The following is a 21,622-nucleotide window of genomic DNA, read 5'->3' as shown; positions in this document are numbered from 1 at the left end:
CAAGCTCTCTTCGACCCACATCGTCACGTCTCCTCGGGCTATCAGCCCCTTGTTGTACTGCGCCCAGTTCTTGACGCGGTAGACCCCCTTGGGCTCGGCTTGCTGTCGGTTGTCCTTGCGCATCGTCCCGGAAAAAGTCCAAGACACTACGCCGCTTCGTCAGAAGTTAACAGAGCCAGCGCTCCAGTCGTTGTGCGTAAACGTCAGCCCATCCGACCCCGGATTTATGCAACAACGCCGATCGGCAACGATGTTGAAATTGAAAGGCTGGCGAGCAATCACTGGTGCCAGTGCACCGATCATGCCGGGTTCAATCCAGGCCAGGATGTTTTCCTTGCCGGCGGAGTCATGACTGCAGATCCGCAATAGTCCCTTCTGCACGGCGAGGACCGATTCGGCGTGATCGCCTGCCCAATGCAGGACCTGCCCTCGCCTCCACTGCCGCAGAACGCCGACTTGGCGCAAGGCGCGAAGGGACTCCTCCGGCAAGACCTCCAGGCTGTTGATATCTGGCGACGACCGCATGGAAAGCGGCTTGGCAGATACTTTCATGTCCAGTTTTCCCCAAGGGTAAGTACCAGTGCGATTTGTCACGCAGGTGGCATTTCTCGCATGGTACCTCGGCTAGATTTCGCCTCATCCCCTTTGCCAGGAAGCGCACTGATGACGCAAGCCTGTACGAGGACCCAAGCCACCGGACTAGCCTGGACACGCAAGATGACCGAGACTGATTTCCTTTCCCTCGCGGAGCAATACTGGCACGGCCAAGTTGATCTGCTCGAGACAGACCATCCTGTTACCGGGACGTATCCTGGTGCACAGGAGCTCGCACCCGGTCTTCTCTATTTCAAGGGCGTGGCGGCGATTACCGTGATCGATACCGGTGCGGGACTCATGATGCTGGATGCCGGTACCCGCAGCGACATGGATCGTGTTTACGAAACCGTCCGCAAGTGGCGCCCGCATACCCCGCTGGTTGCCGCCGTATTCTCACAGCACCATCTCGACCACATCTGGGCCACGCGCCGCTTCGACGAGGAAGCGGCACAGCAGGGCTGGGCCGCGCCCGTCGTATACGCCCACACGCTGCTGCCCGAGCACCTGGATCGATACCGGAAGACGGCAGGCTGGATCGACGCCGTCAAGGCGCGGCAGTTCAGCCGTCAGCTCGGCCCGGCAAAGGGTCCCACTGACTTTCGCTATCCGGACGTGACGTTCGACCGGGCGCTCACGTTGAAAATGGGAGACCTGACGTTTGAACTGCGGCACGCCCGGGGCGAAACGGACGATCATGTCTGGGCGTGGGTGCCGGAACGCCGTTGGCTTTTCCCTGGAGACCTGTTCATCTGGGCTGTTCCCAATGCGGGCAATCCCCAGAAGGTCCAGCGCTATTGCGAGGAGTGGGCAACTGCATTGCGCGAGATGTCGGGATGCCAGCCCGAGGTGATGATTTGCGGTCACGGCATGCCGATCTTCGGCGCGGCGCGGGTCAAGGAGGCGCTGCTCGACACGGCCGAGTACCTGGAGTCGATCGAACGGCAGACGCTCGCCCTGATGAACCGGGGCCTGCCGCTGGATGACATCATCCATCGCGTCTCGCCGCCGGCACACCTGGCTGGCAAGCCTTACCTACAGCCCATCTACGACCACCCCCAGTTCCTGGTGCGGAATGTCTGGCGCCGCTATGGCGGATGGTGGGATGGCGAGCCCGATAACCTGCTCCCCGCGCCCCGGGTCCAGCAAGCCTGTGAATGGATTGCGTTGTCTGGCGGAGTGACCAGGGTGCTTGAGCGCGTTGCTGAACTCGAAGCGGAGGGCGATCTCCGGATGGCTTGTCATCTGGTGGAGCTGACCATTCTGGCGGAGCCCGGATCGGAGGCAGCCCACCGGGTTCGAGCAAGGATCTACGCCGCGCGTGCGGGCAATGAGGCCGCTACCATGACGCAGGGCATCTTCAACCATGTCGCCAGGTCCAGCCACGAATGGCGTCGCGATCTCCTGATCGGGGAACATCCGAACGCCGCGTCCGCCAAGGAGATGTCGTGAAGCACGATCTCGACGCCGCGATTTCCGACGCTCTCGTCTACGGTTTTCCCCTTTACGAGGTGGCAAAAACACGCCATAGGGACATGACCGGCTGGATGGGGCAGCCCGCGCTCGCACCAAACACCATTTGCCATGACCGCAGGCTGGCCGACAATGCGTGCCGCTGGATCACGACGCCGAGCAACGACACGTTGTACTCCCGGGCCTGGCTCGACTTGTCAGGCGGGCCGGTCACGGTCGCCGTGACTGCACTGCCACCTGATCAATATTGGTCGATCGCCTTCATGGATGCGTTCACCAACAACTTCGCGGTGCTCGGCCAGCACCTGGACGCACCGGGACCCGTCGTGATCACGCTGGCGGGTCCCGCCGATCATGTGAGGCCTATTGCCGGGCGCGTCATCCGTGCACCTGGCAATGATGTCTGGCTGCTTGCGAGATGGATCGTCAATGGTGAAGACGACCTTCCGGCAGCCCATGCGATGCAGGAATGCCTGTCGGTGACCCCGTGCTCCCCTGTCAAATGCCCGGTGGTTGAACCCACGGATTCGATGGACCCGGCCAACTTCCTGGCTGTCGTTGCCGAGCAGCTTGAACGCAATCCACCCCCTCACGAAGATGCGTCCATGTTATCGAGGATCGCAGTGGCGGGATTGATACCGGGTGCCCGCGATCCATGGGCCAGTTTGCCGATCGTGGCCCGGCATGCGTGGCAATCGGGCATGGCGCCGGCTCACAGCCGGATCAGAAACGCGTTCATCGGCCTGCGGCGCAAGGTCGATGGCTGGTGGGTCCTCGATGAACTCGAGGATCCCGACGCACGATACGAGTGGCGGGCCGCGCTCGCACTTGCAGGCCTCGGGGCCCTGCCCGCCAGCGAGGCTACCTACATCGGCCGGACGACCGACGACGACGGACAATTGCTGCATGGCTCGCGCAACTACTGCCTCACCATTTCCCGCGAGGGCATTCCGGTGGATGCATTCTGGTCGCTATCCCTGTATGAGCCCACCGAGGATGGTCGACGGTTCTTCGTGGAGAACCCAATCGACCGTTACTCGATCGGAGATCGAACTGCGCAGCTTCACTATGAGCCAGACCACTCGCTCCGCATCTACATCCAGCACCAGAGCCCGCACGAACCGACCCGCAGGGCCAACTGGCTGCCGGCACCGGCCGGTCCTTTCCAATTGAGCCTTCGAGCCTATCGGCCACGTCGGGAGTTCCAGGCATTCGAGATGCCGTTGCCCATGCTCAGCCTTGAGTAGCCTCGGCGACGTACGTGTTAATGGTTTACGGCGGAAACCTACATATGAATCACACAGCCATCACCAGATCCTGCAAGTATCTGACTTGCGCCCTCTTCATGGCGCTCTGTGCAAAGGGCGCATTCGCCTGGACCGACAAGCCGGTGCGCATGATCGTTCCCGCCCCGCCTGGTGGCACCATGGACACCGTTGCCAGAATCGTGGCGGATGAACTGTCCGCCCAGATCGGCCAGCCCGTGGTGGTGGACAACAAGCCGGGCGCGAGCGGCTCCATCGCCGTCAGGTCGATGCTGTCGTCCCCGCCGGACGGGCGGACAATCCTTCTGACAGCCAGCAACGTATTGACGGAAGTGCCACACGTGCTTAACGTCGGCTTCGATCCGCTGAAGGACGTGAAGCCGGTTGTTGCACTGGCGCGCGGCGTCATGGTGTTCGTGGGTTCGCCCGGCGTACCCGCCAGGGACGTGAAGGGCGTTGTCGCCTGGGCAAAAGCGAATCCCGGGAAACTGGGCTATGCCTCGTATAGCTCCGGAACGGCTTCGCACTACGCCGGCGCCATGTTCAACAAGCAGGCAGGGCTGGATCTGACCCATGTGCCGTTCCCTGGGTCGGTTCCGGCGCTGACGCAGGTCATGGGAGGTCAGGTTCCGCTCATGTTCGATGGCGTCGTGACATCCAAGCCGCTAATTGCCGCGGGCAAGATCAAGGTGTTCGGCGTGGCGTCGAAGACACGGTGGCCGCAATTGCCGAATGTGCCGACACTCGCGGAGCAGGGCTATCCGGATATCGACTTCAAGAACTGGACCGGGGTCGTGGTCCCTGCCAAGGTTTCTCCCGAACTGACAGAGAAGATCCACGTGGCGGTGAGCAAGGCCGCGGCAACACCGAAAGTCCACGACCGGTTGGTTTCCGTTGGCTTCGAACCCATGCCGGACCAGCCCGCAGCCCAACTGGCGAACGACGTGCGCGTCGAGTTCGAACGCAACGCAAGGATCGTCAAATCGCTCGATATCAAGGCGGACTGATATGCATACGCCGTATCGGCTCGCCCTGCGCTTCGGCGCCATATGACATCTTCGCATTTTCCATGAAAGCAGTCAGATATATCGAGGCGGGACGTCCCCCGGAGATCGTTGACTTGCCCAAGCCGGTTGCCGGCCCCGGGCAGGTGCTGGTGAAGATCGGGGGCGCAGGCGTCTGTCATTCCGATCTTCACGTCCTGGACCACGGCATCGGCAAGACGGGTCCATTCACACTGGGCCACGAGAACGCGGGATGGGTGGGAGCCGTCGGCGATGGCGTAACAGGATGGAAGGAAGGTGATCCGGTCGCTGTCTATGTTCCATGGGGCTGCGGCATTTGCCGCACTTGCCAGACCTCCGCCGAGAACTATTGCGAAGGCCATGCAAGGAGTCCGGCAGTGGGTGGCGGCCTTGGCCTGGACGGCGGCATGGCTGAATTCATGATCGTGCCGTCCCCGCGCCTGGCGCATAAAAGCGGTACCCAGCTTCTGCCTTCGCTTTCGCGTGTAACGCCATCTGCAGCTTCTGAACACCAAACGGAGTTGATAGGTTGCTCAATCTCCAGGTCCCTCACTACTTATTGCGTTTGTCTTGAACTGAGGCCCCTTCCCTCCACCGGCATTACCCGGCTTCATCGGTACTACGGGCCTCTCCGTCGCCCCAAGGAGCCCGGCCTGTCCCTCGCGGGAGTCCGGTTGGCCATCCCTGACCACGTCAAGGGGCTTCCCGTGTTGCTGCGCTTTCCTTGTGCACATGCTGTCGCCACTACCCCGGCGCAGCGGCTGGGCGTCCTGCCTGCTCATCCACCCAGCCGTATCAGCCTTCCCCGCACTGGCGGTCGGGTCGGCCTGCGCATCGACTTTTTCGAGGTTTGCTCGGCGTTCACTCGCGTTACGGCCTGCACACTCGCGCGGTCACCGAAATTTGTGACACGCTACACCGAAGGCTTCAGCCATTTCGTTACCTCCATAGCTGCTCCGGTTGCTTCCGGCTGGAGCGGTTGCCGGGCGGGACTTGCACCCGCTGGAAAAGCGCCGCCTTTGCACGGCGCACGCCAGTTTGAGTCAGTTAGCTCCTGATTTTTGATGGCCGGAACCGGGCCGACTCCCGCCGTTCAAGCGAGGATCAGGTCCAAGGGCGCGGGCACTCCGGTTCGGGAGAATCCAAACCGGAGCGATGTAAAAGCGCCGGAGGGACCGGCCGAGCTATGCGATCTTCTTCAGCGAAGCCTTGTAGGTACCACCGCGCTTGACATAGTCGGCTGCATTGGCGCGCAGGTTTGCGACCTCATCGTCGGAAAGCTCCCGCACTGCTTTTGCGGGTGAGCCCAGAATGAGAGACCGCGGCGGGAAGCTCTTGCCTTCCGTCACGAGCGCTCCCGCTGCGACCAGCGAGTCTTCGCCAATCACCGCCTTGTTGAGAATCACCGCCTGAATGCCGATCAAAGACCCGCTTCCCACGGTACATCCATGCAGCATGGCCTGATGACCAACACTTACGTCAGCGCCAATCGTGAGAGGAATGCCGAGATCGGTGTGCAAGACGGCGCCTTCCTGGATGTTGCTCCCCTGCCCGACCTTGATGGGCTCGTTGTCAGCTCGAATGACGGCACCGGGCCAAACGGTGACGTGTTCCGCGAGGTGTGCGCGACCGATGACCGTGGCCTCGGTAGCGACGAACGCCGAGTCGGAGACGGAAGGCGAGTGATCGCCGAGCTGATATAGGGACATGCTATTTTCCTGGTTCTAGTAATGAGACGACAACAGCGCTACTCGATGGTCACGTTGGCTTTCTTGACGAGCGCGGCATAGCGTTCGGCTTCGGACTTGAAGTACTTGGCCGCAGCTTCCGGAGTGCTTGGATTGACGCTGGTTGCCTGCTTCTCCATAGCTTCCATGACTTCGGGGCTCCTGAATGCTGATGCGAAGGCGTCATGGACACGCTTCACCTCGACCGGCTTCATTCCGGCAGGCCCGATTACAGCAATCCAGCCCTCAACGTTGAAGTTGCGAAGGCCTTGTTCCGCGAGAGTGGGAATGTCCGGCGCGGCGGCAGATCTCTTATCGCTCAGCAGCCCAATCGCGCGAAGACTGCCTGCCTTGAGGAACGGCTGCACCGCGTTAAGTGCGACAACGGCCATCTCGACCTGGCCACCCAGGACGTCGGTAACCATTGGGCCGGTGCCCTTGTAAGGAATGTGACGAGCCTTGACACCGGCCTCGACCAGGAACATTTCACCAGCGAGGTGGAGAATCGTTCCGTTTCCAGACGAACCCATGTTGAATCCGTCGGACTTGGCCTTCATGAGAGCTACGAGCTCTTTCATGTTCTTCGCAGGCACCTTCGGATTCACAACCAGGACAAACGGGACGGCACCAATGATGCTGATCGGGGTGATGTCCTTCAATGCGTCAAAGGGCATCGATTTGTAGACGCTTGGGTTAATGACGTGATTGTTCGACACCAGACCCAGCGTGCTGCCATCCGGAGAAGCCTTGGTAACCTGCGCTGTTCCTGTTACGCCGCCGGCCCCTGGCAAGTTCTCAATCACGACTGGCTGACCCATGGCTTTGGTAAGCGCGGGGCCTGCAGCTCTTGCAATGGTGTCGGCTCCGGATCCAGCGCTCAAGGGCAAGATGAGCCGCACTGGCTTGCCGTTCTGCGCAATGGCAGGAAAGCTGGTAATGCCTGCCAACACGGCCGTAAGGGATGACGCGGTAATGACTGAGAGCAATCTGCGGCGGCCGAGCGACAGCCACCGCGTCGAACGAGAAAGCATCGGTTGTCTCCTGTTTATTTATGTAGGGGTTCTCTACCCTGCCTAGACTGTCGAACGTAGTCGCGACAGGATCTCGGCGTTGTGCTCACCGGCACTCGGGAGCGGCCTGAGCACCCCGGGGCGTCGACCATTCATGGTAAAGGGCAGTAAGACGACCGGCGCCGTAGACCCGTCTTCCACTTGCATCGGGACAAGGCCGCCGCTCGCCTTCAGGTGCGGATCCTCGATCAGTTGATCAGGGCGGACAATGGGCGCGTATGGGACACCCGCGGCTTCCAGTTTCGGCGACAACTCTGCGACGGACATCCTGCTCAGAATCTGGCCGAGTTCCTGAAGCATCATCGGGCGCGCTGCCACGCGTAGCGAGTTGTCGGCGTATTCCGGCCGACCGATCAGTTCCGGATGACCCAGCACGTTGCACAGTGCGACGAACTGCTTATCGCTCACCGCGCCAATAAAGAGCTGCTCTCCTTCGGCAAGCGTGAAGATGTCGTAGATGCTCCAAGCCTGCGCCCTGGCCGGCATCGGGGGTGGCGCCTCGCCTGTCATCGCATACTGCTGCATGTGCTGTGCCGACAGGAACACGCAGTTCTCAAACAGGGCACTCTGGAGTTCTTGTCCGCGCCCCGTATGGTCCCGCTCGCGCAACGCCGCGAGCACGCCAATCGCACCGAACATTCCCCCCATGATGTCGTTCACAGATGTTCCCGCGCGCAGCGGCTGGCCTACCGGCCCCGTCATGTAGGATAAGCCGGCCATCATCTGTACGACTTCATCGAGCGCCAGCCGATGCTCATATGGGCCGGGCAAGAACCCCTTGTGGGTCACATAGATCAGACGCGGATTCTTCTCAGCAAGCGTCTTGTAGTCGAGGCCAAATTGCTGCATCAGACCGGGACGGAAGTTCTCTATCAGCACGTCACTCTGCTCCGCAAGCTCAGCAGCAGCAGCGCGACCCTCTTCGGTCTGGATGTCCAGCACGACGCTCTTCTTGTTGCGATTGAATGTGCGGAAGAAGCCGATGCCGACGCCAAGCAGGTTTCGAGTCTTGTCACCGCCTGGAGGCTCGATCTTGATGACTTCGGCACCGAGGTCGGCAAGGATCATCCCGCATGTCGGGCCCATGACCATGTGCGAAAACTCTAGGACCCGGATGCCGGCCAACGGGAGACCCTGTTCGTCCGACTGGGTTAAGTGATAATCCATGTTGCCTCTCAAGCTGCTGCGGTGACTTGGGTAGTCCCAAAGGTTTTTGGTAGCCCCGCTTTCCACAGAGTTCCATGCATGATTTCGCCTGCCAGCCATGCGGAGATTTTTTCCCGCAGGACCAGCAGTGCAGAGATGTCGACTCCGGTCTCAATGCCCATGCTTTCCAACATATAGGCCAGGTCTTCGCCGGCCACATTGCCGCTGGCACCAGGTGCATGAGGGCAGCCGCCAATACCGGTCAAGCAGGCATCAAAACGCGTGATGCCGGTCTGAAGCGCGGCGAACACATTGGCAAGACCCAAGCCACGGGTATCGTGAAAGTGGCCGCACCAGAGCTTGTCCCCGGCTATTGCGCGGGCCCGCTCGAACAGGTCCATGACCATCAAAGGATCGGCATAACCGACCGTGTCGGCGAGGCAGACACGATCAGCCCCGACATCTAGCAACGCCTCCATCAGCCGAAGCACTTCTGCGGGATTTACTTCGCCCTGGATGGTGCAGCCGAAGGCGGTCCCTACCCCGCCTTCGATAACGGTCTTCGAACTAGAGGCATCCCGTGCGGCGCGAATGCGTCCGACTTCTGTTACTACCTCGTCGGGTGTCTTTCTCAGGTTCGCAAGACTGTGAGCGTGGCTTGCAGACAAAGGCACAATCATCAAGTCGGCGCCACTGGCGATGGCGTCCTCTGCGCCTCGCAGGTTTGGTACGAGAACCGAAACAAAAAGGCCCGGCAAAGTGCGTGCGAAATCTACGATCTCGGCGGTGTCGGCGAGTTGCGGCAGAAGGCGGGCCGGCACAAATGATCCAACTTCCAACTCCCTGAGCCCTGCGTCATAGGCCGCGCGGATCCATTCCTTCTTCCGTTCGGTGGGCAGGATTGTCCGAATGCTTTGAAGGCCATCGCGCAAGCCGACTTCGCGGATCACTGCGCGCTGTGGGATCGTGGTTGCCATGTGTAATTTCCATGAAGTTGCATCATGGCCTGAAATTTATGGCGTTAACAACAGGAGGAACAGCGATCTTTCGTGTAGGCTATCGTGACGAAATGGAATGACTGGTGCCAAAGGAAACCGCCAGCCACCACCCATGGGAATACCTAAGTTACTTCCAAGTCAATTTTTTCGGTATGGCTGATGAGAGACTTCGACTTAACATCACTGCGCCTTTTTGTTGCCGCGTGCGAGAACCAGAACATCGCTCGTGCTGCGGAACAGTCGCACTTGGTTGCGTCTGGTGTCAGTAAGCGCCTCGGGCAGCTAGAGGACTCGGTTGGAGCGAAGCTGTTTGAAAGGGGCCGACGTGGCGTCATTCCGACAGCTGCGGGTGAAGTGCTGTTATCCCATGCGCGTGCCATGATTGCGGCTGCCGACCGTGCCGCTCGGGACCTGGCCGACTTCGGAAGCGGCATACGAGGGCACGTACGGTTGATCGCCACGGTTTCATCAATGGCGGAGTTGCTGCCGCAGGACATTGCATCATTCCTTCGGATCCCAGAGCATCGCGACATTGCAGTCACGATCGATGAGGGATTGAGCAATGACATTGTCGAGGCCCTGCGCGATGGCACCGTTCCCCTCGGCATATGCTGGAACGCGGCCGGCCTAGAGGGCTTTCAGACACGGCCTTATCGCAGCGATCATTTGGCGGCAGTCGTCCCTGCCGACCACCCTCTCGCGGACGCGGATCAATGCACTTTTGAACAAACACTACCGTTCGACCATGTAGGCATGCCCGCGCAATCCGCCATTCATGCGTTGCTCGGTCGGCAGGCGGCCATTCTTGGCAAACGGATGCTCTACCGGGCGGTGGTCTCTACGTTTGACGGTGCTCTTCGATGCGTCGAGGCAAACCTTGGAATCTGCATCATTCCGGCAGAAACGGTGCAGCCGATAGCTGAGGCTTTTGGAGCAAAAGTGGTACCGCTACGGGATGAGTGGGCTCGCCGAGGCTTTTCGATTTGCTTCCGGAATTTCGATGCTTTGTCGCCAGCAGCGCGCCTTCTTGTCGCACATTTGTCCGACAAGAGAAATGATGACCTGCGATAGCGTGGGCAGACAACGCCAGCCGGCTGCTTTACAACCTAGGACAGACGGCCATAGTCGGATGGACGGCCGACTGGAAAGGGTCGGAAGCGGAAATCCGTAGTCGGTGCCGGCCTGGCGACCGACGATCGCCCGCCTTCGGCCAGTCTGAGTCAATCGGACTCAGAATCTCGAGGGCCGGGCTTGGCTCAATTGCAGTCGTTCCAGTATGGGTCCTCGGGAGCCCGACGGCAACGCATGGCCAGCCCTATGGCCCTTGACGGACGGTTCGCTCGCTGCCTGGCCGAAGTTAATGGCGAATCAAGAAGCCCCCGCGTCCCTGCCGGTGCGATCGATCCTGCCTCCCATCGCCTTCAGCCCGATGCCAGCAGCCAGTGCGATCACGGCGACACCCGTCAGATAGAGGCCTGGTGCAGCCAGGGATCCTGTCGCGTGCAGCAATTGCGTCACCAGGAAGGGGGTGGCGCCGGTGAAAACGACAGTGGCAAGGTTAAGCGAAAGTGCAATGCCGCTGAAGCGGACTTCAGTGGGGAAAAGATCGGCCAACAGGAATGCGTAGGACCCATTCACCAGTCCGCCCACGGCCCCGATGATCGTGAAGGCTGCGATCACGTCGAGCCTCTGGGCAGTGAGCAGTGCATAGAACGGGTAGCTCACTGCCAGCATCAGGATGGTCCCGAGCCGATGCCAGTGCCGGGACGCGATACGGTCACCCAGGCAGGCAAAGAGAAGGAGCGACACGCACATCGTGGCAATCCCGATGTTCTGCCCCTCGCTGACCAGACGCAGATCTTCATGCAGTACAAGCGCCATGTACGACGGCAGCACCACGAACAGCAGGCTGTTCGACGCGTTGACGATCCCTGCCACTCCCACGCCGACAACGATCTGCTTCGGATATTCAGCGAGCACGCGGCGGAACGGGTGCTTGACCTTGAGGCTCCTGAGTTGCTGGAACTCGCTGGATTCTTCGAGCGAAGTCCGCAGCCAGTAAGACAGCAGGCCGATGACGCCGCCAAAAAGGAAGGCGACGCGCCATCCGTATGCCAGCACATCGTCTGCCGACAGCGTCGAATGAATGACCAGGCTGACTAGCGTGGCGATCAGGATGCCCGCAGCGGCGCAGAAAATGACAAGCCCACTGACCGTGCTGGCCCGGCCGGGCACTTCCTCCACCACATAGGTGATCGAGCAGGGCAATTCCCCTGCCAGAAAGAAGCCTTGCAAGAGTCGGAGCAGCACGAGCAACACCGGTGCGGCCATGCCGATGGCGGCATAACCGGGGACCAGCCCGATGCCGATGGTCGTGGCCGACATCGCCAGCACTGAGACCAGGAAGACCACGCGCCGGCCAAAGCGGTCGCCCAGGCTGCTCAGGATGACGCCGCCCAGCGGCCGGGATACGTACCCGAGCGCGAAGACGCCGAAGGCGCCAATCAGCGAAGCGACGGGATCTGACGCTGGAAAGAACTGCGTGGCGATCTCCCGCGCGAAGACGCCGTAGATGATGAAGTCGTACAGTTCCAGCGAGCCACCAAGGCTGGCCAGGATAACGGTCTTCCACTTCTGCCTGAGCATGGGGTGGCGCGCTTGCAGCGCGAGGTCGATCGACGTCATGACTTGTCTCCAATCGGTATTGTGTCGCGCTCTGCGTCGCGTCGCTCAGAGTTTGTTGCGCACGCCCGGCATCGAGGTCCGGCCGTTCCCAGCATGCGGCTGTCATCCTGCGACAGGCTGCTGGCGAAGGTCGTCGCCAGCGGATCGATCAGACGAGCGTGCCCCGGGGCAGGCGGATCCGATAGGCGAGCGTCCGCTTCGAGAACGAGCAGGCAATGGATTTGAAGAAGGGCCAATCACAACGCCAGACGGGCTGGCGGGAGCTACGTCCCTTTGATGCCGAAGCGCCTGATGATGTCTCTGTAACGCGTCGATTCGCTGCGCATCCGTTCTGCGAATTGCGCGCCCGGCATGCTGACCAGATCCGTCCCGAGGGCCAAGAACCTCGCCCTCGTGTCCGGGCGCTTGAGCACAGTGAACGCTGCCTTTTCAAGCTGGGCGACGACGTCCGCGGGCGCGCGCGACGGCACGAGCAGTCCATACCACGTCACGAAGTCGTCCTCCCGCATGACGCCCATCGCCTCGCCAAGCGTCGGCACGTTCGGCAGCAGCGGCGAGCGGCGGGGCTGGGTGATCGCCAGCGGCACCAGCTTGCCGGACGCGATATGCGGTAACAGCGGGGGCGCGCCGACGAGCGCGAAGGTCACCTCGCCGCCCAGCGCGGCCACGGTTGCAGGGCCGGCCCCCTTGTAAGGAACGTGGACGATGTCGAGCCCGGTTTGCGCCCGCAGCAACTCCAGTGCAATGTGCTGCGGTGAACCGTTGCCGGGCGTGCCGACCGTGATCCCGCCGGGGCTGCGTTTTGCCGCGTCGAACGCCGCGCGCAAGGTGTTCGCGCCGAGCGTTGCTTTGGCGACGAACACGTTTGGCGACTGCGAGATCAGCACGACCGGCGTGAAGTCGGTGATCGGCGCATACGACGTCTTTGCCTGCAGCCACGGCGTAATGGTCAGTTCCGGATTGCCGGCAACGAGCACCGTATACCCGTCCGGGGAGGACTTAGCGGCCGCCTCGGCGCCCATCATTCCGCCAGCCCCGGGACGGTTGTCAACCACGAAGCTCTGCCTGAGTTCGTTGCCCATTCCCTGCCCGAGCAGGCGGGCGATGGCGTCCGCCCCGCCCCCGGCCGCGTAGGGCACGATCATCCTGACCGGCGCGTTGGGATAGCCCTGCGCCCACGCCGGGTCGAGCGTGGCGAGCAGCGACGCGCCCAGCGCACCCATGAAGGTTCTGCGATGCATGTGGATCTCCCGCGCTAGTCGAATATCCGGCCGGGATTCAGTATGCCGGCCGGATCCATCGCCTGCTTGAGGCGACGCATCAGCGCGATCTCCTCAGGCTTGCGCGATACCAGGAGGTATTCCTTCTTCAGCCGGCCAATGCCATGTTCGGCACTGACGGTGCCCCCGCGGCCCTTCAGTGCAGCGTAGGCCAGTTGGTCGACGAGATGCACGCCGGCGTCGTCGACGGGGCCGCTGATCAGGTGGATGTTGTTGTCGCCCAGATGCCCGAGGAACAGGTGTTCCGCATCCGGCAGGCGTTCCCGCAGCGCGGCTTCCAGTTGCCCGATGTAGCTGGCAGTCTCGCTCCACGGCAGGCCGAGGTCGAGCGTCGCAGCCGGCTTGAGATGCGTAAGGACTTCCGGGATTGACTCGCGCAGACGCCAGAACGCTTCCCGATGCGACAGCGATGCGGCAAGGGCGCAGTCGGTGATCTCGCCAGCTTCCAGCGCATCGGACAACGCTGTTTGCAGCGCGTCATCCATCGATTGCCCGACATTGCCGGCCGCCTCGATCAGGACATGCCACGGCGCTGCGGCGACTGGCGCCGGCTGCCCAGTCAGGCGCGACGCAAGGCTGACGAAACGATCGGACATGAATTCGAACGCGCACATCGCCGAACCCAGGCGGCGCTTGAGCGCACGCAGCAGTTGCGGCAGCGCCTCGAAGCGGGCGGCCGACACCCACGCCGCCGCCAGATCGCCCATCGGCGGATGCAGCCGCAGGGTCAGCCGTGTGATGATGCCCAGCGTGCCTTCGGTTCCGATGAACAGGAACCGTGGATCCAGTCCCGTGCTGTTCTTGACCAGGCGGGATAGCGACGAGACAACAGTGCCGTCGGGCAGCACGGCCTCGATGCCGAGCACGGAGTCGCGCATTGTTCCGTAGCGCATCACGCGGATGCCGCCGGCATTGGTCGAGGCATTTCCACCGATCTGGCAACTGCCGCGTGCGCCGAGGTCGACCGCGAACATCCAGCCCTGGTCTGCCGCCGCCTCCTGGACCTGCTGGAGCGTCGCGCCGGCCTGGACCTGCATCACGCCTTCGAGGGCGTCGATCTCTTCGATCCGGTTCATGCGTTCGAGGTTGATCACCACGTCCCCCTCGCCGGGCACCGCACCGCCGGCCACGCCGGTCAGCCCGCCCTGCACCGTGATCCGGCGCCCTTGCTCGTGGCAGCGGCGTACGATGGCCGCGACTTCCCCGGTCGTGGCAGGGCGATATACCTGGGCGGGCCGTCCAACGGCGAGTCCGCTCCAGTCCGTGAGAAAGCGCTCGTCGATCTCGGTCGACGGTGTCAGTTGAAGCTGATCGTCCATGATGTCACCTCCTGTCTTATGCGACGGTCTTCGCCGTCACGGGGGTGGATGTGGACGAGCCGAGCGTATGGGCCACATCGGGGCCGCCGTAGTGCTCGATCAGGGCGGCTTGATCGCACTTGGCCTGCCGATCAACGGCATCGGGGTCACAGATCGCCAGCAGGGCCTCATGCATGCTGGCCAGTACCGGGGAGTAGGCTGGATCGCCAGCCAGATCGGTCAGTTCCTCGGGGTCCGACCGCAGGTCGAACAACTCCGGGCGGAAGCCAACGTAATAGTGGTACTTCCAGCATCCCTTGCGTAGCATGAAGCCACCCGCATTGCTGCCTGCCGCGTGGTACTCGCTGAGGATGACCCGATCCGGTTCCGGCGCGGAACGCGCAAGCTCGAACAGGGAGCGGCCGGGCCGGTCATCGATCTCCGTCGCCGGATCGATGCCGGCGCCTTGCAGGATCGTCGGGAACAAGTCCAGGAGGTCGACCGGGGTGTCGCACACACCGGGCGTGACATTCGGGCCGGCCAGCAGCATCGGTACCTTGACGCTCTCTTCATAGAGGGTCGACTTGCCCCAAACACCACGCGCACCGAGGTTGTCCCCGTGGTCGGAGGTATAGACGATGTGCGTGGTGTCTTCCAATCCGTTGTCGCGCAGCGCCCCGAGGATCTGGCCGACGTTGTGGTCGAGCCAGGTGCAGAGCCCGTAGTACGCGGCGAAGGCGCGCAGGCGTTCGTCGGCATTGGCGAACTGCCTTTCCGACGCCATGAAGTCGCAATACTCCTTGACCCAGGGATGCTGTTCGTAGCCGGTACGCGGGTGCAGCTTCGGCTCCGGCAGGCAGTCGGTCGGGTAGAGGTTGTAAAACGCTTCAGGCACGACGAAGGGGAAATGCGGCGCGACCAAGCCGACGTACAGGACGACGCCGTCTTCCTGGCGCTGTGCCGCCTCCTGCAGCCATTGCACCGCCCGCTGTGTCACCGCCCGGTCGTATTGCGTGTACGACGACTCGCCGGGGCCGATATGCTCGCCCAGCATGCGCGGGCCGTTCTCGCGCGGACGAAACGGATTGCGGATCGACGCCCAGACCATGCCGTGGCCACCGACCACGTGCATCGGCAGGTGCTCCGCATCGAAGCCCGCCGGATCTTCCTCGTTGCGGTAATGCAGCTTGCCAATGCTCTCGACGCGGATGCCCCGGTCCTGCAGCACATGGCCCCAGCCGCGCTGCTCGCCGGTATAGGGCATAGCGTTGTCCCAGAGCCGGACTTGATGCACCCGCCGGCCCGTGGCAAAGGCTGCACGGGCCGGGACGCAGATCGGGCTGGGTGTGTAGGCGTTGGAGAAGCGCACGCCGCGGGCGGCCAGTGCATCCAGGTTGGGGGTTTTCACGAAGGGATGCCCGGAGCAGCCCATCATCCTCGGGTCGTGCTCATCGGACATGATGACCACAACATTCTTGCTTGCCATGCTTGTCTCCATCGAAGGCGTCTCAGCGCGCTATGGAGACAACTCTAATCAAGCCGTTGCGCCGAAACCAATACTGTCTCGGACTAGGGAGGTTTCATTTTTTCTTATAGGTCGCCCCGACCGTCCGGCCGGGCAGCGCGCCGCTCTCCACGAGGTCACCGACAAGGCGGGCGATGAGGTCACGGATTGCCGCTGCAGCAGGAGACAGGGGGCGGTCCTCGGGCCAGACCAGCGCCTGGATACGGGTCAGTTCGGGCTCCATCACCGGGCGTCCGACAATGGATTTGGCCGCGACAGCCTCAAGGCAGGCACTCGGCGGCATCACGACATAGGCGAGTCCATCGCGTGCCAGCGCGATCAGCATCTGCGGGCTGTTGAGCTCGTACCGGACATCGAGCGTGCGGCCAATGGCATTGGCCGCACGCTCGATGATCTTGCGCAGATCATGCGCGCCGTCCGGCGCGGCCAGTGGCAGTTCTGCCACCTCCGCGAATGTCATTGTCTCTGGCTTGCGGCGCATGGCCGCGCGCGTACCGTACAACAAGAAGCGCTCTTCGTAGAGCGGCATGGAGGCCATTCCCTGGATTTCCGAGGGGCTCGGCATCAGGGCCAGATGCGCCTGCCCCGACTCGACGAGCGCACGAGATTCGAAGGACATGCTTTCGTGCACGGTCACTTCGATGCCGGGATACTCGCGTGCCACGGCGCCAAGCAGCGGCGCGATGACGGCGCTGGCAATGGATCCGGCAATCGACAGACGCACACTCCCGGTCGGAAGGCTTGCGCGTCCGTCGATGTCGTCTTTCAAGGCGTCGGTACGAGCGAGAATGTCGATGGCGCTCGTCAGCAGCCGCTCGCCGGCCGGCGAGATTTCGACGCCACGAGCATGGCGCTCGAACAGCTTTGCGCCCAGGGTGTCTTCCAGTGAGGAAATATTCTGGCTGAGAGCGGGCTGGGCTATCCGCAACCGTTCCGCGGCGCGCGAGAAGCTACGGCTCTGCGCGATCTCGACGAAATACCTGAGTTGGCGCAGCGTGATATTCATATGGCCCGTCCCTCGGCGATGTCAGCCGGTACGCTTTCACCGGCCTCTGGCGTGGCATTTTAAGCACTTATTGCGGTGAACTGACGAGAAGAAAGGCAAGTACATTGGAAGGCGCACGCTGGGCCCAAGTCTTCCTCGAGCTCGAGGCTCGGGGCCTTGACCCGAGATCGACCGCGGCGACGTTCACGGACTTACGCCGTCATTCGAATGACACCTTCTCCCACGATACCGGTTAATGGCAATACGAAGCGCGAGTGGCCGAGAAGGGTCGATGAGAGACGATCAGTCATCCAGTGCCTGTGGCGCTTGAGGATGAGCTGACACAGATACTACATTTTCCTTACGGATCAATGTCTTAGTTCTATATTTGGCGAAAATTTCACGAATTCCGGCCGAGCCTCAAACGCGGCCTTCGGTCGAAATATACCTTATGCGGCATATGTGCCGGTGATTCAACTAAAGGTGTGTCTTAGCGATGGCGCCAACGCCATCGCCCGCGACAAGAGAAATGGAGGTCAGAGACGAGAATCTTCCTTGTCCCGCCTGCACGTCCCATGTACCGTGGAAGCGAGCTTTTTAGCAGGTACCACAAGGCGCATCCGCATCCGGTATCCGTGCAGGCGGCCGCGCGCCCGCGAAGGCCCGCAAACAGGAGCTGCCATGATCGAAATCCTGGAAGGCTTCCCCGGCAACGTCGTCGCGGTGCGTGCGTCCGGCGAAGTCACACGAGATGATTACGAGCGGATTCTGATTCCTGCCGTGAACGCCGCGATGAAGGGGCACGACAAGATTCGCGTCTACTATGAGCTCGGTCCCGGTTTCACGCGGATGTCCGCGGGTGCGGCATGGGATGACCTGAAACTTGGGGTTGCCCATTACTGGCATTGGGAAGCCGTAGCTGTGGTGACGGATCATGACTGGATCCGCCGCGCTATCGATGTCTTCCGCTTCGTGGTGCCGGCCCACATCAGAACTTTCCCGGACGACCAGGCGGCCGAGGCGCGGGACTGGATCGTGAGCTCTCTCGACAAGCCCGCGACTCGCCCGAGCTGACCAGGTCGCGACGGCAAATCAGGCCGCACGGGCGCGCCGAGGCGTATGAAGGACTGACACTGGGCGATTATCCTAAGCGATGGGTGTCCACAGGTCTGGATCTAGCAGCAAAGGGGGCAACGTGTCAGAAGATCTCAATCAGGAGAAGCTGCGCCAGCTCGCTGCCACCGTAGCCACCCAGATCGCCGAAGAGGACCGGTACACTGTCCTCGCATTAATGCGTCAGCTCTTAGTGATCCGCGACAGCGAACTGCCCCGGTATGAACAGGCGCGCGCGGCTTACCGAGCGACTGCGCAAAGTGGCGGAGCCTGGGCCCTCGCGAAGATGGCGGCTGGGGCTCTCAAGGAATACGCCTGGGACAGCCGTAGCACGTCCACTCGGCTTGGGCTTTCAGGTCTCGCCATCGTCGCGGCCGCGTTCGCCCGTCGAGGCTTAGGAATTGCGGCGGTGGGGGCGTTATTTGGCGTCCCACTCTGGATGGTGTTCGGCGCCGGCGGCCAGTTCCCTGACCTACTGATTGAGGAACTCTCTAAGAAGGAAAAACCGAACAGCAGGTGAGGTAGGACATTAAAGTGCTTCTAAACAATGCCTTAACCCCTTGATTTTTCGAGCCATCCGGCTGGCGTTGCACCTTAAACTGCCTTCGAGCCGCAACACCTCTCGCATTAAAGTGCTTTCCAGTTGTACCTACCTACTCAAAGCATGATGACTCGGGCATGAATATGCTCTCGAGCGGCCACCAGAGGCGCGACGAACGGCAGGCCGACCAGCTGGCCCCGCAGCACCAGGAAGGCTTCGCTGAAGCATGCCACCGTGAATAGAGCCGCCAGCACCCACTCTTTGCGCGCTTCACCGGCTTCTTTCGCCCCCAATTTCCCCTTAGCTCGTGCAGTAAGGCTTCCTGCAACGGCGTCCTGAGGCACTGTTCTGCGCTCTCTTTCTCGTGCATCATCGTAGGCATCAGATAGTAGTGTGCTTCGGGTCCTCGAGCGTCTCCGACACCCATCCTGGGCTGACAACATTCACGCGAATCTTGCCTTGCAATTCGAGTGCTGCTGCCCGACCGAACGCCTCAATGCCCGCGTTCACGGTGCTCATAGCGGCGCCTGACGATTGCCATTGCTGCAAAGGAGAGCACCTCGCCAGCAGAGAAGAGGATAGCTGGCGAGGCGCAATACGCTGGCACCGGGGGATTCGCCTGCGCAATGGGATACTGCGCCGTGTGCAATATAGGCACGGTGCGCCCCCCACAATAGAAGGTTACAGCGGAGCTACTACGGATGGTGCGGCTGGAAATGCGAAGAACCTCTTTTACCGAATCAACACCTTGCACTCCCCTGGGTCGCTGTTCGGTGACGTTCTGTGCAGCATAGTCTCTGGTGGGGAAGTTGCCATGCAACGGCTTTTAACTGTCGGGTCATACATGAAACCCAATGACGCACACCCATGAGCAGGCTCGTCGCTTTTTCTCGCCACCAGTGTGATAGGAACCGAAAAAGGTGCTGTGCTGTTACCTTCTTCTGCCTTCTTCATCTCTGGGCACGACTCAGTCAAGTGTGCCTGGGCGAGAGCCGGAACCCGGAGAGACTATCTCAGATGTCCCTAGGACAATGAATCTGCCTTTACAAGCGTCCTTCAGTGCGAATTGCCCTGCATGGAGCTTTTCAGCGTACGCGAAGGTGGCCATCGCGCCTGTGAAATACCAACGGCCCCAACACCTTCCGTCACTCCTTCTCCAGCCAATAAATGCCTTCATTTTTGGTCTCAACGAAACCTTTCGAGGGGTCCGCAATGGAAGAGCTGTGGAGTGTGCCGCGAATCCCGCGAAACTTTCCTGAACCACCAGTAAGAGTTGTGTTCCCCAATACCGTTCGCCGACCGGTAGCCTCACCAGACGTCCCTTGTGAGGTGCCCTCATACCTGCCATATATCCGGTCCCCGTTCTCCATGAAGTGGAGGACATAGGCAGAAACGCGGCCATCGGAACCTACATAGTCAGACTGACCGCGCGTAATCGAATTCTTGACCCGCACTCCCAGAAACACCGGTGGGTCCTTTGGGTACGTGCTTTGAATCTCGAAGAGGCGAATTTGGTGCCCGGGGACGTCGCCCACGTCAATCGCAAGCTGCTGCGTGTACTTGGAATTCTCAGCAGGCGCCTGATAAGTAACCATACTCCGTTGCTGCCAAGGTGCCTGTGCCCATCCGGCTGAAGTTCCTATTGCAGTCAAGCCAGCTACTGCTATGGCAATTGGGTAGGTACTTCGGGCGAAAACCGATTTCATGGATTCCTCCAGTTCATTCAATCCCCGATTGCAATGCTATAGAACTGAAACGAATATGCATCCGGCTGTTGGCCGCGACTCCTCCAAATATCCTCGTGAGCACCCGCCGATTCTTGCTACAGCGCACTCGTTTTCGCTGGTGCTCCGAAACTTTTTCTTTGGAGCCTCATCCATGCCACGATCCGGATGAATCAGATTTCATGATAAGTTTGTAGCCAAGGCGAGACGGAATGGAGTCAATCTGTTTCAGGCCTGAAACAGGCACGATGGCTACCTTCGCGTACGCTCGCGCGACTCTGGGGGCCACGTTATGCCAGTAGGCCACGCCTCAAAAAAGAGGGCCCTCTCCCAGATAGGAGAGAGCCTCGTCCATGAAGAAAAGTACAGGCAGCCCTCGCAAGTCGCCCGTCCTTAGTATCCACCGACCAGCGCGTGCCCGCAAGCTGACCTTCGATGAAGAAAGCCGCACGAAAGCCCCCGAGAGAATTAAGAAACCCTTGGCGGGGGGCTGAAAGTACCAGGGCGCTAAGGGGAACTGATGTTCAGCTTGCCCCAAATCCGGGGCGGAAAGACAAACGGCTGCTTCGTCGGGTCCAGATGCGTGTCATCCAGACAGCCCTCAAAGGCCCCGCCACGAGAACGCCCAATGACCGATAGCGCGATGCTGAACTTTGCGACTCCTTGGCCACAGCCAATGTCTTGGTCCAAGCTGTTAGGCCATAATACCCAGCCTCCGGTCACTCTGCCACGGTTCAGGGTCCCGTCGGCTTGGTCCCAGAGCCATTTGCCACCCAGAACTGATACTTGATAGCCGATTCCGGCAGGTCCAGTGCGGTCGATGTTGGCAATCCAACTGCCGCCCAGGCTGTCCTGCGTCCATTGGCACCGTTCAACCAGTGCGTTGTCCGTTCCAGCGAACGTCACGCCCTTAGGAACGAGTGAGAAATAACTTCCCGAAGTGGACCTGGCGTGCGCAAAGCGACGCGGGTAAGATGTGATGCCTCTGGAGGACAAACGATGCAGGCTGGTTACCGGGCTGAGGTTGAAACGCGGATGAAGCGGCTGTACGCGCGCTTGTCGGAGAAGGACCGACGGCGGTATGCGGCTGTGGAGGCGGACAAGCTGGGCCATGGCGGTTTCGAATATATTGCGAAACTGTTTGAAATGGACCCGAAAACAATTAGACAAGGG

General features: G+C 61.2%; 19 protein-coding genes and 2 pseudogenes. 7 read left to right on the top strand and 14 right to left on the bottom strand.

Features of this window, described 5'->3' with window-relative positions; all coding sequences use genetic code 11:
• Positions 1 to 123, bottom strand: a pseudogene (locus tag A3A5_RS43770) (IS5/IS1182 family transposase); the annotation flags it as partial.
• A gap of 36 nt (positions 124 to 159) precedes the next feature.
• A complete protein-coding gene (locus tag A3A5_RS0132580) occupies positions 160 to 552 on the bottom strand; it encodes a Crp/Fnr family transcriptional regulator (protein WP_232431517.1) in 393 nt (130 codons plus the stop codon).
• Positions 553 to 717: 165 nt separating this feature from the next.
• Between A3A5_RS0132580 and A3A5_RS0132575 the strand changes: the two genes are divergently transcribed.
• The 4 genes from A3A5_RS0132575 to A3A5_RS45225 all read left to right on the top strand — a co-directional run bounded on the left by A3A5_RS0132575 (position 718) and on the right by A3A5_RS45225 (position 5,415).
• The gene (locus tag A3A5_RS0132575) at positions 718 to 2,046 is read left to right on the top strand and encodes an alkyl sulfatase dimerization domain-containing protein (RefSeq protein ID WP_232431516.1); all 1,329 of its coding nucleotides are present in this window, start codon (positions 718 to 720) and stop codon (positions 2,044 to 2,046) included.
• Complete coding sequence (locus tag A3A5_RS0132570; protein ID WP_018314634.1) at positions 2,043 to 3,314, top strand: DUF1254 domain-containing protein; 1,272 nt, start codon at positions 2,043 to 2,045, stop codon at positions 3,312 to 3,314. The genes A3A5_RS0132575 and A3A5_RS0132570 overlap by 4 nt, the downstream gene beginning before the upstream one ends.
• A gap of 44 nt (positions 3,315 to 3,358) precedes the next feature.
• Positions 3,359 to 4,339, top strand: coding sequence for a tripartite tricarboxylate transporter substrate binding protein (locus tag A3A5_RS0132565; RefSeq protein ID WP_018314633.1), 981 nt, complete (start codon positions 3,359 to 3,361; stop codon positions 4,337 to 4,339).
• Between the two features lie 62 nt (positions 4,340 to 4,401).
• Positions 4,402 to 5,415, top strand: coding sequence for an alcohol dehydrogenase catalytic domain-containing protein (locus A3A5_RS45225; protein ID WP_232431515.1), 1,014 nt, complete (start codon positions 4,402 to 4,404; stop codon positions 5,413 to 5,415).
• Between the two features lie 126 nt (positions 5,416 to 5,541).
• Here A3A5_RS45225 and A3A5_RS0132560 read toward each other — a convergent pair whose 3' ends face one another.
• The 4 genes from A3A5_RS0132560 to A3A5_RS0132545 are packed head-to-tail and all read right to left on the bottom strand — an operon-like array spanning position 5,542 to position 9,277.
• The gene (locus tag A3A5_RS0132560; protein WP_018314632.1) at positions 5,542 to 6,066 is read right to left on the bottom strand and encodes a gamma carbonic anhydrase family protein; all 525 of its coding nucleotides are present in this window, start codon (positions 6,064 to 6,066) and stop codon (positions 5,542 to 5,544) included.
• Between the two features lie 38 nt (positions 6,067 to 6,104).
• Positions 6,105 to 7,115: a tripartite tricarboxylate transporter substrate binding protein gene (locus tag A3A5_RS0132555; protein ID WP_018314631.1), complete on the bottom strand. Its 1,011-nt coding sequence runs from the start codon at positions 7,113 to 7,115 to the stop codon at positions 6,105 to 6,107.
• 42 nt (positions 7,116 to 7,157) lie between these two features.
• Positions 7,158 to 8,321 (bottom strand): CaiB/BaiF CoA-transferase family protein, encoded by a 1,164-nt coding sequence (locus A3A5_RS0132550; RefSeq protein WP_018314630.1) that lies wholly within the window; start codon positions 8,319 to 8,321, stop codon positions 7,158 to 7,160.
• Between the two features lie 8 nt (positions 8,322 to 8,329).
• On the bottom strand, positions 8,330 to 9,277 hold the full coding sequence (locus A3A5_RS0132545) for a hydroxymethylglutaryl-CoA lyase (protein WP_018314629.1): 948 nt from the start codon (positions 9,275 to 9,277) through the stop codon (positions 8,330 to 8,332).
• A 180-nt stretch (positions 9,278 to 9,457) separates the two neighbouring features.
• Here A3A5_RS0132545 and A3A5_RS0132540 point away from each other — a divergent pair, with 180 nt between their 5' ends.
• Positions 9,458 to 10,369 carry a LysR family transcriptional regulator gene (locus tag A3A5_RS0132540; protein WP_018314628.1) on the top strand — a complete coding sequence of 304 codons (912 nt, stop codon included), beginning with the start codon at positions 9,458 to 9,460 and terminating at the stop codon, positions 10,367 to 10,369.
• A 297-nt stretch (positions 10,370 to 10,666) separates the two neighbouring features.
• Here A3A5_RS0132540 and A3A5_RS0132535 read toward each other — a convergent pair whose 3' ends face one another.
• From A3A5_RS0132535 to A3A5_RS0132515, 5 genes are all read right to left on the bottom strand, one after another.
• Complete coding sequence (locus A3A5_RS0132535; protein WP_018314627.1) at positions 10,667 to 11,983, bottom strand: MFS transporter; 1,317 nt, start codon at positions 11,981 to 11,983, stop codon at positions 10,667 to 10,669.
• A 263-nt stretch (positions 11,984 to 12,246) separates the two neighbouring features.
• On the bottom strand, positions 12,247 to 13,224 hold the full coding sequence (locus A3A5_RS0132530) for a tripartite tricarboxylate transporter substrate binding protein (protein WP_026201357.1): 978 nt from the start codon (positions 13,222 to 13,224) through the stop codon (positions 12,247 to 12,249).
• Between the two features lie 14 nt (positions 13,225 to 13,238).
• Positions 13,239 to 14,582, bottom strand: a complete 1,344-nt coding sequence (locus A3A5_RS0132525) for an FAD-binding oxidoreductase (protein ID WP_018314625.1) — start codon at positions 14,580 to 14,582, stop codon at positions 13,239 to 13,241.
• Positions 14,583 to 14,598: 16 nt separating this feature from the next.
• Complete coding sequence (locus A3A5_RS0132520; protein WP_018314624.1) at positions 14,599 to 16,047, bottom strand: sulfatase-like hydrolase/transferase; 1,449 nt, start codon at positions 16,045 to 16,047, stop codon at positions 14,599 to 14,601.
• A gap of 94 nt (positions 16,048 to 16,141) precedes the next feature.
• A complete protein-coding gene (locus A3A5_RS0132515; RefSeq protein ID WP_018314623.1) occupies positions 16,142 to 17,092 on the bottom strand; it encodes a LysR substrate-binding domain-containing protein in 951 nt (316 codons plus the stop codon).
• Positions 17,093 to 17,752: 660 nt separating this feature from the next.
• On the opposite strand from A3A5_RS0132515, the gene A3A5_RS0132510 reads away from it, so the two are divergent.
• On the top strand, positions 17,753 to 18,145 hold the full coding sequence (locus A3A5_RS0132510; protein ID WP_018314622.1) for an STAS/SEC14 domain-containing protein: 393 nt from the start codon (positions 17,753 to 17,755) through the stop codon (positions 18,143 to 18,145).
• Positions 18,146 to 18,266: 121 nt separating this feature from the next.
• Positions 18,267 to 18,704, top strand: coding sequence for a hypothetical protein (locus tag A3A5_RS0132505; RefSeq protein ID WP_018314621.1), 438 nt, complete (start codon positions 18,267 to 18,269; stop codon positions 18,702 to 18,704).
• Positions 18,705 to 18,841: 137 nt separating this feature from the next.
• Here the strand turns inward: A3A5_RS0132505 and A3A5_RS43765 are convergent, their stop codons facing one another.
• The 3 genes and pseudogenes from A3A5_RS43765 to A3A5_RS39700 form a co-directional block, all read right to left on the bottom strand.
• A complete protein-coding gene (locus A3A5_RS43765; RefSeq protein WP_018314620.1) occupies positions 18,842 to 19,018 on the bottom strand; it encodes a hypothetical protein in 177 nt (58 codons plus the stop codon).
• 112 nt (positions 19,019 to 19,130) lie between these two features.
• Positions 19,131 to 19,250, bottom strand: a pseudogene (locus A3A5_RS42450) (SDR family oxidoreductase); the annotation flags it as partial.
• A gap of 620 nt (positions 19,251 to 19,870) precedes the next feature.
• On the bottom strand, positions 19,871 to 20,431 hold the full coding sequence (locus A3A5_RS39700; protein ID WP_035814188.1) for a hypothetical protein: 561 nt from the start codon (positions 20,429 to 20,431) through the stop codon (positions 19,871 to 19,873).
• Positions 20,432 to 21,622 lie beyond the last annotated feature (1,191 nt).

It is taken from the genome of Cupriavidus sp. UYPR2.512 (assembly GCF_000379565.1).
Taxonomy (GTDB): Bacteria; Pseudomonadota; Gammaproteobacteria; order Burkholderiales; family Burkholderiaceae; genus Cupriavidus.
This window is presented reverse-complemented; position numbering and strand designations above follow the sequence as displayed.

What these genes read in the sequence shown, in the direction of transcription:
- A3A5_RS0132515 (WP_018314623.1), bottom strand. Translation starts at nt 17,092, where the DNA reads ATGAATATCACGCTGCGCCAACTCAGGTATTTCGTCGAGATCGCGCAG.
- A3A5_RS0132540 (WP_018314628.1), top strand. Translation starts at nt 9,458, where the DNA reads ATGAGAGACTTCGACTTAACATCACTGCGCCTTTTTGTTGCCGCGTGC.
- A3A5_RS39700 (WP_035814188.1), bottom strand. Translation starts at nt 20,431, where the DNA reads ATGAAATCGGTTTTCGCCCGAAGTACCTACCCAATTGCCATAGCAGTA.
- A3A5_RS0132580 (WP_232431517.1), bottom strand. Translation starts at nt 552, where the DNA reads ATGAAAGTATCTGCCAAGCCGCTTTCCATGCGGTCGTCGCCAGATATC.
- A3A5_RS0132530 (WP_026201357.1), bottom strand. Translation starts at nt 13,224, where the DNA reads ATGCATCGCAGAACCTTCATGGGTGCGCTGGGCGCGTCGCTGCTCGCC.
- A3A5_RS0132560 (WP_018314632.1), bottom strand. Translation starts at nt 6,066, where the DNA reads ATGTCCCTATATCAGCTCGGCGATCACTCGCCTTCCGTCTCCGACTCG.
- A3A5_RS0132510 (WP_018314622.1), top strand. Translation starts at nt 17,753, where the DNA reads ATGATCGAAATCCTGGAAGGCTTCCCCGGCAACGTCGTCGCGGTGCGT.
- A3A5_RS0132520 (WP_018314624.1), bottom strand. Translation starts at nt 16,047, where the DNA reads ATGGCAAGCAAGAATGTTGTGGTCATCATGTCCGATGAGCACGACCCG.
- A3A5_RS0132565 (WP_018314633.1), top strand. Translation starts at nt 3,359, where the DNA reads ATGAATCACACAGCCATCACCAGATCCTGCAAGTATCTGACTTGCGCC.
- A3A5_RS0132575 (WP_232431516.1), top strand. Translation starts at nt 718, where the DNA reads ATGACCGAGACTGATTTCCTTTCCCTCGCGGAGCAATACTGGCACGGC.
- A3A5_RS0132555 (WP_018314631.1), bottom strand. Translation starts at nt 7,115, where the DNA reads ATGCTTTCTCGTTCGACGCGGTGGCTGTCGCTCGGCCGCCGCAGATTG.
- A3A5_RS0132525 (WP_018314625.1), bottom strand. Translation starts at nt 14,582, where the DNA reads ATGGACGATCAGCTTCAACTGACACCGTCGACCGAGATCGACGAGCGC.
- A3A5_RS0132545 (WP_018314629.1), bottom strand. Translation starts at nt 9,277, where the DNA reads ATGGCAACCACGATCCCACAGCGCGCAGTGATCCGCGAAGTCGGCTTG.
- A3A5_RS0132550 (WP_018314630.1), bottom strand. Translation starts at nt 8,321, where the DNA reads ATGGATTATCACTTAACCCAGTCGGACGAACAGGGTCTCCCGTTGGCC.
- A3A5_RS45225 (WP_232431515.1), top strand. Translation starts at nt 4,402, where the DNA reads ATGAAAGCAGTCAGATATATCGAGGCGGGACGTCCCCCGGAGATCGTT.
- A3A5_RS0132535 (WP_018314627.1), bottom strand. Translation starts at nt 11,983, where the DNA reads ATGACGTCGATCGACCTCGCGCTGCAAGCGCGCCACCCCATGCTCAGG.